The sequence below is a fragment of the Qipengyuania gelatinilytica genome, from assembly GCF_019711315.1.
Classification (GTDB): Bacteria; Pseudomonadota; Alphaproteobacteria; order Sphingomonadales; family Sphingomonadaceae; genus Qipengyuania; species Qipengyuania gelatinilytica.
Map to the genome: position 1 here is coordinate 2,003,865 of NZ_CP081294.1, position 12,760 is coordinate 2,016,624.

General features: G+C 62.3%; 4 protein-coding genes. All 4 read left to right on the forward strand.

Going from position 1 to position 12,760, the window contains the following annotated elements:
* The first annotated feature begins 212 nt into the window (after positions 1–212).
* The 4 genes from rpoB to gltX all read left to right on the forward strand — a co-directional run bounded on the left by rpoB (position 213) and on the right by gltX (position 12,757).
* Complete coding sequence (gene rpoB / locus K3136_RS10030) at positions 213–4,394, forward strand: DNA-directed RNA polymerase subunit beta (protein ID WP_221430177.1); 4,182 nt, start codon at positions 213–215, stop codon at positions 4,392–4,394.
* Between the two features lie 61 nt (positions 4,395–4,455).
* Positions 4,456–8,790, forward strand: coding sequence for a DNA-directed RNA polymerase subunit beta' (gene rpoC, locus K3136_RS10035; protein ID WP_221430178.1), 4,335 nt, complete (start codon positions 4,456–4,458; stop codon positions 8,788–8,790).
* 230 nt (positions 8,791–9,020) lie between these two features.
* On the forward strand, positions 9,021–11,363 hold the full coding sequence (locus K3136_RS10040; protein ID WP_221430179.1) for a putative bifunctional diguanylate cyclase/phosphodiesterase: 2,343 nt from the start codon (positions 9,021–9,023) through the stop codon (positions 11,361–11,363).
* Positions 11,364–11,407: 44 nt separating this feature from the next.
* A complete protein-coding gene (gltX, locus tag K3136_RS10045) occupies positions 11,408–12,757 on the forward strand; it encodes a glutamate--tRNA ligase (protein WP_221430180.1) in 1,350 nt (449 codons plus the stop codon).
* The last annotated feature ends 3 nt before the right edge of the window (positions 12,758–12,760 follow it).

Sequence of the window (12,760 nt, forward strand, 5' to 3'; positions counted from 1 at the left end):
GCGCGGGGATCGGACACAGGATGGAAGCGGCGTTTCCATATCGCGACGCTTTTCATGAGCTGCAGCTGCCGCCGCTACCGGTGTGCATTCGCTGCGGCCTTTTTGCGTCTCACCGATATGGCTCTCACGCGCATGAGACATGAATTTCCGGCCCTGTCCGCGCCCGCAAGCGGACGGGTCCAGATGCACACGAGAAGAGGTACTTACCCCTTATGGCTACCAAGGCGAAGGCAACCCGCACCACCGCGTCGGGCACTGCGAAGCGGCGTATCCGCAAGATCTTCGGCGACATCCATGAAGTCGTCGACATGCCCAACCTGATCGAGGTCCAGCGCGAGAGCTACGAACAGTTCCTGCGCTCGGACAAGGAAGCGGGTCACGTTTCCGGCCTTGAGAAGACGCTGCGCTCGGTATTCCCGCTGCGCGACTTCGCCGGCACCGCCGAACTCGACTTCGTCCATTACGAACTCGAAGCGCCCAAGCACGACATCGTCGAATGCAAGCAGCGCGGCATCACCTATGCCGCGCCGATGAAGGTCACGCTGCGCCTGATCGTCTTCGAAGTCGACCAGGAAACCGAGACCCGCTCCGTGCTCGATATCAAGGAGCAGGACGTCTACATGGGCGACATGCCGCTGATGACGGACAACGGTACCTTCATCATCAACGGCACCGAGCGCGTTATCGTCTCGCAGATGCACCGTTCGCCGGGTGTGCTGTTCGACCACGATCGCGGCAAGACCCACAGCTCGGGCAAGCTCCTCTTCGCTGCCCGCATCATTCCGTATCGCGGTAGCTGGCTCGACTTCGAATTCGACGCCAAGGACATCGTCAACGTGCGTATCGACCGCAAGCGCAAGCTGCCGGTCACTGCGCTGCTCTATGCTCTCGGCCTCGATGCCGAAGGTATTCTCGAGCACTTCTACGAGACGGTGACCTGGAAGCGTGCCAAGGACGGCTGGGAACTGCCCTTCGTCGCGGAAAACTGGCGCAACCAGAAGCCGGCCTTCCCGCTGGTGGATGCCAAGACCGGTGAAGAAGTCTTCGCCGCTGGCACCAAGATCAGCCCGCGCGCTGCCAACAAGGCAGCCAAGGACGGCCTCACCACCCTGCTGCTCCCGACCGAAGAAGTCTTCGGCCGTTACGCCAGCGAAGACCTGATCGACGAAAGCACCGGCCGCATCTACATCGAAGCGGGCGACGAGGTCTCGGCAGAGAACCTCGAAGTGCTCGACGCTGCCGGCGTCGACAGCCTCAACCTGCTCGACATCGACCACGTCACCACCGGTCCGTGGATCCGCAACACGATGAAGGTCGACAAGGCCGAAAACCGTGATGAAGGTCTGGAAGCGATCTACAAGGTCATGCGTCCGGGCGAGCCGCCGACCAAGGAAACCGCAGAAGCGCTGTTCGAAGGCCTGTTCTTCGATGGCGAGCGTTACGACCTGTCGGCCGTCGGCCGCGTCAAGCTCAACATGCGTCTCGACCTTGATGCCGAAGACACCGTCACCACGCTGCGCAAGGAAGACATCCTCGCCGTGGTCAAGGAACTTGTCGACCTGAAGGACGGCAAGGGCGAAGTCGACGACATCGACAACCTCGGCAACCGCCGTGTCCGCTCGGTCGGTGAGCTGCTGGAAAACCAGTACCGCGTCGGCCTGCTCCGCATGGAACGCGCCGTGAAGGAGCGCATGAGCAGCGTAGACGTGTCGACCGTGATGCCGAACGACCTCATCAACGCGAAGCCCGCCGTGGCTGCCGTGCGCGAGTTCTTCGGTTCCTCGCAGCTCTCGCAGTTCATGGACCAGACCAACCCGCTGTCGGAAGTCACCCACAAGCGCCGCGTTTCGGCGCTTGGCCCGGGCGGTCTTACTCGCGAGCGCGCAGGCTTCGAAGTCCGCGACGTTCACCCGACGCACTATGGCCGCATCTGCCCGATTGAAACGCCGGAAGGCCCGAACATCGGTCTGATCAACTCGCTCTCGACCTTCGCGCGCGTCAACAAGTACGGCTTCATCGAAACGCCGTACCGCGTCGTGAAGGACAACAAGGTCACCGACGAGGTGATCTACCTCTCGGCGATGGAAGAGCAGAAGCACACCGTCGCACAGGCTTCGGCCGAACTCGACGACAAGGGTGGCTTCGTGGAAGAGCTGGTCTCGGCGCGTCAGGCCGGCGACAACCTCATGGCTCCGCGCGAAACCATCACGCTGATGGATGTGAGCCCCAAGCAGCTCGTCTCGGTCGGTGCATCGCTCATTCCGTTCCTGGAAAACGATGACGCCAACCGCGCGCTGATGGGCGCCAACATGCAGCGCCAGGCCGTGCCGCTCGTCCAGGCGGAAGCGCCGTGGGTCGGCACCGGCATGGAAGAAACCGTTGCGCGCGATTCGGGCGCGGCCATCACCGCCAAGCGTGGCGGCGTGGTCGACCAGGTCGACGCGACGCGTATCGTCATCCGTGCGATCGGCGATGTCGAACCCGGCCAGTCGGGCGTCGATATCTACACGCTGCAGAAGTTCCAGCGTTCGAACCAGGACACCTGCATCAACCAGCGTCCGCTGGTGAAGGTGGGCGAGACGATCGAAGCCGGCGACGTGATCGCCGACGGTCCTTCGACCGACCTTGGCGAACTGGCACTGGGCCGTAACACGCTCGTCGCCTTCATGCCCTGGAACGGCTACAACTACGAAGATAGTATCCTCATCTCCGAGCGTATCGTGAAGGACGACGTCTTCACCTCGATCCACATCGAGGAATTCGAAGTCATGGCCCGCGACACCAAGCTCGGCCCCGAAGACATCACCCGCGACATCCCGAACGTCGGCGAGGAAGCCCTGCGCAACCTCGACGAAGCGGGCATCGTCTACATCGGCGCCGAAGTGCACCCGGGCGATATCCTCGCAGGCAAGATCACGCCGAAGGGCGAAAGCCCGATGACGCCGGAAGAAAAGCTCCTGCGCGCCATCTTCGGTGAAAAGGCCAGCGACGTGCGCGACACTTCGCTCCGCCTGCCGCCGGGTGTTGCCGGAACCGTGGTCGAAGTGCGTGTCTTCAACCGTCACGGTATCGAGATCGACGACCGTACGCGTGCGATCCAGAACGAGGAAATCGAACGCCTCCGCAAGGACGCGGCCGACGAACGCGCCATCCTCAACCGTGCGACCTACAACCGCCTGCGCGACATGCTCACCGGCCAGACTGCCTCGGCAGCTCCGAAGGGCGTGAAGAAGGGCAGCGAGATCACCGAAGAGGTGCTCGAGGGCGTCGACAAGCACGAGTGGTTCAAGTTCGCCGTGGCTGACGACAACCGCCAGGCACAGCTCGAAGCGGTCAAGTCGCAGTACGACGAGAGCGTTAAGGTCATCGACGACAAGTTCGAAGACCGTAAGGAAAAGCTCGAGCGTGGTGACGAACTCGCACCGGGCGTGCTCAAGATGGTCAAGGTCTTCGTTGCCGTGAAGCGCAAGCTCCAGCCGGGCGACAAGATGGCCGGCCGTCACGGTAACAAGGGTGTCATCAGCCGTATCCTGCCGATCGAGGACATGCCGTTCCTCGCCGACGGTACGCCGGTCGACATCGTGCTGAACCCGCTGGGCGTGCCTTCGCGCATGAACGTCGGACAAATCTTCGAAACGCATCTCGGCATGGCTGCCCGTAACCTGGGCATGCAGATCGGCGAGCAGCTCGAGGACTGGAAGAGGGCCAACCCGAACGCTTCGGAAGACTACGCGAAGGCGAAGCCGCCCGAAGCCGTGATCGAGCGTCTGAACGACGTCTATGGCGATCGTTACGCGGAAGATCTCAAGGCCCGTTCGACCGAGGAAATCGTGGAACTCGCCGGCAATCTGTCGCGCGGCGTCCCGATGGGTACGCCGGTGTTCGACGGTGCGCGCGAAGGCGACGTGACCACCGAACTGGAGCGTGCCGGCCTCGATGCGGACGGCCAGTCGATCCTCTTCGACGGCCGTACCGGCGAAGCGTTCGACCGCAAGGTGACCGTGGGCATCATCTACATGCTCAAGCTGCACCACCTCGTCGACGACAAGATCCACGCCCGTTCGATCGGTCCGTACTCGCTCGTCACCCAGCAGCCGCTGGGCGGTAAGGCGCAGTTCGGCGGCCAGCGCTTCGGTGAGATGGAGGTCTGGGCACTCCAGGCCTACGGCGCAGCCTACACGCTGCAGGAAATCCTCACCGTGAAGTCGGACGACGTGATCGGCCGTACCAAGGTCTACGAAGCCATCGTCAAGGGCGACGACACGTTCGAGGCAGGCATTCCGGAGAGCTTCAACGTTCTCGTCAAGGAAATGCGCAGCCTGGGTCTGAACGTCGAACTCAAGTCGCTCAGCGACGACGAAGACGACGACGGCCTCGCGATCGCGGCGGAATAGGGGAGCGCTCCGCTCCCCACCGCTTTCCGCCCATTAGAAATACCCCTTAGGGAATTAAGTCATGAACGAACTGACCAAATTCACCAACCAGCTCGCGAAGCCCGAAACCTTCGACGAGATCCAGATCGGCATCGCCAGCCCCGAGCGCATCCGCTCGTGGTCCTTCGGCGAAATCAAGAAGCCGGAAACGATCAACTACCGTACGTTCAAGCCTGAACGTGACGGCCTGTTCTGTGCGCGCATCTTCGGTCCGGTGAAGGACTACGAATGCCTGTGCGGCAAGTACAAGCGCATGAAGTACAAGGGCGTCGTCTGCGAAAAGTGCGGCGTCGAAGTCACCGTGACCAAGGTTCGCCGTGAGCGCATGGGCCACATCGAGCTCGCCGCTCCGGTCGCGCACATCTGGTTCCTCAAGTCGCTGCCTTCGCGCATCGGCCTGCTGCTCGACATGCAGCTCAAGCAGCTCGAGCGCGTGCTCTACTTCGAAAGCTATATCGTCACCGAGCCGGGCCTGACCGCTCTGGAAAAGAACCAGCTCCTCACCGAAGACGAGATGCTCGAAGCGCAGGACGAGTATGGCGAAGACGCCTTCTCGGCCGACATCGGCGCATCGGCGGTCAAGACCATGCTCATGGATCTCGACCTCGAGCAGGAAAAGGAAGACCTGCTGGAAGAGCTTGCGACCACCAAGTCGAAGCTCAAGCCCGCCAAGATCATCAAGCGCCTCAAGGTCGTCGAAAGCTTCATCGAATCGGGCAACCGTCCCGAGTGGATGATCCTCGAAGTCGTGCCGGTCATTCCGCCCGAACTGCGCCCGCTCGTCCCGCTGGACGGTGGCCGCTTCGCGACCTCGGACCTCAACGACCTCTACCGTCGTGTGATCAACCGTAACAACCGCCTCAAGCGCCTCATGGAACTGCGCGCGCCGGACATCATCGTCCGCAACGAAAAGCGCATGCTGCAGGAAGCCGTCGACGCGCTGTTCGACAACGGCCGCCGTGGCCGCGTGATCACCGGTGCCAACAAGCGTCCGCTCAAATCGCTGTCCGACATGCTCAAGGGCAAGCAGGGCCGCTTCCGTCAGAACCTGCTCGGTAAGCGCGTCGACTATTCGGGTCGTTCGGTCATCGTGACCGGTCCGGAACTCAAGCTGCACCAGTGCGGCCTGCCCAAGAAGATGGCGCTCGAGCTGTTCAAGCCGTTCATCTACGCCCGCCTCGACGCCAAGGGTCTTTCGATGACCTTGAAGCAGGCGAAGAAGTGGGTCGAGAAGGAGCGCAAGGAAGTCTGGGACATCCTCGACGAAGTCATTCGCGAGCACCCGGTCCTCCTCAACCGCGCACCGACGCTTCACCGCCTCGGCATCCAGGCCTTCGAACCGGTCCTGATCGAGGGTAAGGCGATCCAGCTTCACCCGCTGGTCTGCGCCGCCTTCAACGCCGACTTCGACGGTGACCAGATGGCCGTCCACGTTCCGCTGAGCCTCGAGGCGCAGCTGGAAGCGCGCGTCCTGATGATGTCGACCAACAACATCCTCTCGCCTGCAAACGGCAAGCCGATCATCGTGCCTTCGCAGGACATGGTGCTGGGTCTCTACTACCTGTCGATGGAACGTCAGGAGAAGAACCCCGAGTTCATCGACGGCGATGCCAAGGGCGAAAAGCACGAGCGTCTGCCGATGTTCGCCGACATGGCCGAAGTGCACCAGGCTCTCGAAGTGAAGTCGGTTACGCTTCACTCGAAGATCATGGCGCGCGTCCCGCAGGCCGACGAAAACGGCAAGGTTGAGATGAAGCGTTTCGTCACGACCCCGGGCCGCATGCTGATCGGCGAATGCCTGCCGAAGAACCACAAGGTTCCCTTCGACATCGTCAACCGCCTGCTGACGAAGAAGGACATCGCCGACGTGATCGACGAAGTCTATCGTCACACCGGCCAGAAGGACACGGTGCTGTTCGCCGACGCCATCATGGTGCTGGGCTTCCGCCACGCGTTCAAGGCCGGCATCTCCTTCGGTAAGGATGACATGATCATCCCGGAATCGAAGGAAGGCATGGTCGAAGAAACCAAGGCGCTGGTTGCCGATTACGAGCAGCAGTACCAGGATGGTCTCATCACTCAGCAGGAAAAGTACAACAAGGTCATCGACGCCTGGAGCCAGTGCGGCGACAAGGTTGCCGACGCCATGATGGAAGAGATCAAGTCGCAGCCGATCGACAAGGACGGCAAGGAAGCGCAGATCAACTCGATCTACATGATGTCGCACTCCGGTGCGCGTGGTAGCCCGGCCCAGATGAAACAGCTGGCCGGCATGCGCGGCCTCATGGCCAAGCCGTCGGGCGAGATCATCGAGAACCCGATCATCTCGAACTTCAAGGAAGGCCTGAACGTCCTTGAATACTTCAACTCGACCCACGGCGCACGTAAGGGCCTGGCCGACACGGCACTCAAGACGGCAAACTCGGGTTACCTGACCCGCCGTCTCGTCGACGTGTCGCAGGACTGCGTCATCGTTGAGGAAAACTGCAAGACCGACAATGCGCTCGAAATGCGTGCGATCGTGCAGGGCGGTAGCGTTATCGCCTCGCTCGGTGAGCGTATCCTCGGCCGTACGGTTGCCGAAGACATCGTGAACGCGGCGACCGGTGAAGTCATCGTCAAGGCCGGTACGCTGGTGGACGAACCGATGGTCAAGGTCATCGAGGAAGCGGAAACGCAGGTCGCCAAGATCCGCAGCCCGCTGGTCTGCGAAGCCAAGCAGGGCGTTTGCGCGACCTGCTACGGCCGTGACCTTGCCCGTGGTACTCCGGTGAACATCGGTGAAGCTGTCGGCGTTATCGCCGCTCAGTCGATCGGTGAGCCGGGCACGCAGCTGACCATGCGTACCTTCCACATCGGCGGTGCCGCACAGCTCAACGAAACGAGCCACCTGGAAGCGATTTCGGATGGTAAGGTCGTTTACCGCGACATGCCGACGATCGTCGACAAGAAGGGTCGTATCCTGTCGCTCGCCCGCAACGGCGAACTGGCTGTGATCGACGCCGAAGGCCGTGAGCGCGAGATCCACAAGGTGCCTTACGGTACGGTTCTCATGCACAAGGATGGCGGCAAGGTTAAGGAAGGCGATCGCCTTGCAGAATGGGATCCGTTCTCGCTGCCGATCATCACTGAAACCTCGGGCGTCGTCCGGTTCCAGGACCTCATCGACGGTACGTCGATGGAAGAACGCGTCGACGATGCCACCGGTATCGCCCAGCGTGTGGTCACCGAGATCCGCACCAGCGGCCGTGCCAAGAAGGAAGACCTCCGTCCGCGCCTGACCCTCCTGGGTGAAGGCCAGACCGACGAGACCGATGCCGCGCGCTACATGCTCGCACCGGGCACTGCGATCTCGGTCGACGACGGCCAGCAGGTCGAGGCGGGTGACATCCTCGCCCGTGCTTCGCGTGAAGCCGCCAAGACCCGCGACATCACCGGTGGTCTGCCGCGTGTTGCCGAACTGTTCGAGGCCCGCGTGCCGAAGGACAATGCGATCATCGCCAAGATTTCGGGCAAGATCGAATTCGTCCGCGAATACAAGGCGAAGCGCAAGATCGCGATCGTTCCGGAGGAGGGTGATCCGGTAGAATACCTGATCCCCAAGACCAAGATCATCGACGTCCAGGAAGGCGACTTCGTCAAGAAGGGCGACACGCTGATCTCGGGCTCGCCGAACCCGCACGACATCCTCGATGTCCTCGGGATCGAGGCGCTGGCCGAGTATCTCGTGAACGAGATCCAGGAAGTCTACCGACTGCAGGGCGTGAAGATCAACGACAAGCACATCGAGGTGATCGTTCGCCAGATGCTGCAGAAGGTCGAGATCACCAACGGTGGCGACACCGTGCTGCTGCCGGGCGAACAGGTCGACCTGGAAGAACTCAACGAGACCAATGCGAAGCTCGGCCGGAACAAGGAGCACGCCACCGGCACTCCGATCCTGCTCGGCATCACCAAGGCCTCGCTGCAGACGCGTTCGTTCATCTCGGCTGCGTCGTTCCAGGAAACCACCCGCGTGCTCACCCAGGCTTCGGTCGAGGGCAAGAAGGACACGCTGGTCGGCCTCAAGGAAAACGTCATCGTGGGCCGTCTCATCCCGGCAGGTACCGGCGCGGGCATGAACCGCATGCGCGTGACCGCCTCCAGCCGCGACGCTGCGCTGCGTGCACAGTGGAAGAAGGCCCAAGAAGCGATCATCGCAGCCAACACCGCAGAAGAAGAGCACGAGGCGGAACTCGCCCAGGGCCCGGAAGCTGCGATCGGCGATGATCCGCTGGCAGCCATGGAAGGTGAAACCCACGGCACCGATGCCGATGCGGGTGACTACCTGAACGAAGAGGCGAAGGACGGCGAATAAGCCTGACTGACCTCTGACGAGAAAAGGGCCCCGCCGGAGCGATCCGGCGGGGCTTTTTCTATAGGCCGCTGAAGAATGAGTGGATCGCGCGCCGAAAACCGCGCTTGACCCCCGTTTGCCAAAATTGCACCATCATGGACGGGCAAAGGGGAAAGTCGCACCCGGGACATGCCCAAGGGGGAAAGGCCGTGCAGTTTGCAGGTCTAGATAACGATTCGTCTTCTGAGCCTGTGCAGGCCCTGCCTGCCGACATGCTCGAACACCTGCTTCTCTCCCGCAGGTTGCGCAGCTTCACATCCGGCGCCACCCTTTCGCTGATCCCGGCGCTGGGCGCCATCCTGACGCTCGCCTACACGTTCTGGGACGCGGCACCCAAGGCGCTGCTGCTCGGCTGGGCGGCGGCACAGATCGCCCAATTGAGCGTCTATGTTTTTCTCGACCGACAGCTCGACATCGAGACAGCGCCGCTCGAGGAACTGAAACGCCACTGGCGCAGGTTCGTCTTCCTGCAAGGGGTGGGTAGCTCGATCTATGTCGTCGTCTTCCCGTTTCTCGCTCCGTTCGCCGAGGGGCTGAACATCGCAGTCCTCGGTATCGTGGGAACTGCGGTGCTTTGCGGTGTGCTGCTGGTCCACCGCACCGTGCCCCAGGCAGCCACCTTCCACGTCCTGACCATGACGCCCTCCTTGCTGCTGACAGCGTGGATGATCGGCGGGGTGGCAGCATGGCCGACAATGCTTCTCATCCTGTCCTTCGCTTTCGCGCTGTTGATGACGATCCGGACGCAGGATCGCCAGTTCATCGCTGCAGGCGCCGCCGAGATCGAGCGCCGCGAAAGCACGGTGACCGTGCGCATGCTGCTCAATGATTACGAGGAGCAGTCATCGGACTGGCTCTGGACCGTCGGACCGCGCGGCAATTTGCGCGATGTGAGCGAGCGGCTTGCAAGGGCGACAGGCCATGAGTCAGGCCGGCTCGAGGGCTCCCCCTTGCTCGACCTGTTCATGCACGGCGAACAACGTGACGAACTGGCCCGCCATATCGTCGAGCGCAGCGCCTTTCGCGATCTCCTGGTCAAGCTGCGGATCAATGGCGAGATGCGCTACTGGCGTCTTTCCGCCCGGCCTCGCGTCGATGGGCGCATGAGCGGGGTGGCGCGCGACGTCACCACGGACAAGCTGGTCGAAGAGCGCGTTGCCTTCATGGCGCATTATGACAATCTCACCGGGCTCGCCAATCGCTACCTCTTCAACGAAAGGCTGCGCGGCCTTGCCGGCGAAACCCGCTCGAACGGTGCCAGCATTGCGCTGTTCTATCTCGACCTCGACGACTTCAAGGCGGTGAACGATTCCCGCGGCCACCTCGTGGGCGACCGCCTCCTGCGCGAAGTCGGTACGCGACTGGAGCAGGAAATTCGCAGCGAGGACCTGGTCGCGCGCCTCGGCGGTGACGAGTTCGCCGTTCTGATCGAGACGCGTGCGGGCGACGGCCTGCTGATCGAACGCGCGCACCGCTTCCTGTCGGTAATCCGCGCACCCTATGAAATCGACGGGCAGAGCTATCGCATCTCGACCAGCGTCGGCGTTGCCCGTTGTATCGACGGCGATTGCGATGCTGACGAGCTGATGCGCCGTGCCGATCTGGCGCTTTATGCAGCCAAGGAGAAAGGGCGCGACCACCTAGCCCTGTTCGAGCCCGAACTGGACCGCAAGGCACGCGAGCGACGGGATATCGAAAACGATCTTCGCGACGCTCTTGCACGCGGCCAAATGCGTCTGCATTTCCAGCCGATCATCGATCTCGACACGGGCACGACTACCGGGGTCGAGGCGCTTATGCGCTGGTACCACCCGCAGCGCGGCATCATCTCGCCGCTCGATTTCCTGCCCGTTGCCGAGGAAACGGGAATGATCACCGCGCTCGGAGAATGGGCGATCCGCGAAGCACTGGCGGAGGCATCGAAGGTGGAGGGCGAGTTCCGTCTCGCAATCAATCTCTCGCCCACGCAGGTCAAGAACCCGAACCTCGTCGCCACTGTCGCGCAGGCGATACACAAGCACGATTTCGCGCCCGAGCGGGTCGAGCTGGAGATTACGGAGCACGTCCTGCTCGACCAGACGGACGCCAGCCGCTCCACGCTCATGCGCCTTCGCGAACTCGGTGTCCGCATCGCGCTCGACGATTTCGGGACCGGATATTCCTCGCTCGGTTACCTGCGCAGCTTCCCGTTCGACCGCATCAAGATCGATCGCGCCTTTGTCGAGAATGTCATCGACGACCTGCACAGCAAGGCCATCATCTCGAGCATTACCCGCCTTGCGGATGCGCTCGGCATGCAGACGACCGCAGAAGGCATCGAGAATCGCGAACAGCTCGACATCCTGCGTAAGCTCGGTGTGGAGGAGGCCCAGGGTTTCCTCGTCGGCAAGCCGATGCCGCTGGAGGAATTCGAGCTGGACGAGGAAAACAGTGGGCTGCTGTGCCTTCCCGATCCGAAGCTCAGCGAAAGCTATCTCGATTATCGCGAGCGTCGCGAATCGGCTGTGAAGCGCCGCGGCGGCCGCGCCGCCTAACCCTTTTCTCGCCATAGGCTGCACTGGCTGCTATCGGCGCGCGCATGACCACGATCACGCGATTTGCCCCGTCACCGACCGGGCGCCTCCATGTCGGCAATATCCGCACCGCGCTCCATAACTGGATGCTCGCCCGCAAGGCCGGCGGACGCTTCATGCTGCGCATCGACGACACCGATGCCGAGCGTAGCCGCGAGGAATATGTCGACGCTATCCGCGAGGACCTGGCCTGGCTTGGCCTGTCACCGGACGGCGAAGAACGCCAGTCGTTGCGGCTCGCGAAATACGAAGCGGCTTTCGAGGCGCTGAAGGCTGCTGGGCGCGTGTACCCTGCCTACGAAACCGCGCAGGAACTGGAACTGAAGCGCAAGATCCAGCTCGGCCGCGGGTTGCCGCCGATCTATGATCGCGGTGCGCTGAAGATGACAAGTGAAGAACGCAGCGCGAAAGAGGCCGAAGGCGTGCTCCCGCATTGGCGCTTCAAGCTCGATCATGACGAGCCAATCGGCTGGGAAGACGGTGTCCGCGGTGCGCAGAAGTTCGATCCTGCACAGCTATCCGATCCGGTCATTCGTCGTGCCGACGGCAGCTGGCTCTACATGCTGCCCAGTGCAGTCGACGATCTCGACATGGGCGTGACCGACGTGCTGCGCGGCGAGGACCATGTAAGCAATACAGCTGTTCAAATTCAGATGTTTACCGCGCTTATTGCTGCACAATATGCTGCAGCAAAAATGCCCTCTTTCGCGCACGAGGCCTTGCTCGTCGGGAAGGAAGGGAAGCTGTCGAAACGGCTCGGCTCCCTCGGCTGCGACGCGTTTCGCGAGCGCGATATCGAACCCGAAGCGGTGATCGCGCTGCTGGCCCGCCTGGGCACTTCGCAGCCGGTCGAACCGATTGCCGAACGCGCCCGGCTGGTGGATACCTTCGACCTTTCGACCTTCGGCCGCGCGCCGGCGAAGTTCGACGACACCGAACTGGACCGCCTCAACGCGGCCATCGTCCACCAGATTGATTTCGCCGAAGTCGAGGGAAGGCTTCCCGATGGGATGGACGAGGCTGGATGGCATGCCGTGCGTCCGAACCTCACCCATGTCACCGAGGCTGCAGACTGGTGGCGCCTTGTCACAGGCCCGGTCGAACAGCCGGACTTTTCGGACGAGGACCGCGCGTTCCTTGCACTAGCGGTGGATGCGCTCACCTGGAGCGACACGCCATGGCAGGACCTGACCGCCAGCCTCAAGGAAAGCACGGGTCGAAAAGGCAAGGACCTGTTCCTCCCGCTGCGCCGAGCGCTGACGGGGATGGACCACGGCCCGGACATGAAGGAACTGCTGCCGCTGATCGGCGAGGACCGTTCGCGGGACAGGCTGAGGGCCGCCGCGAGCGGCTAGTTC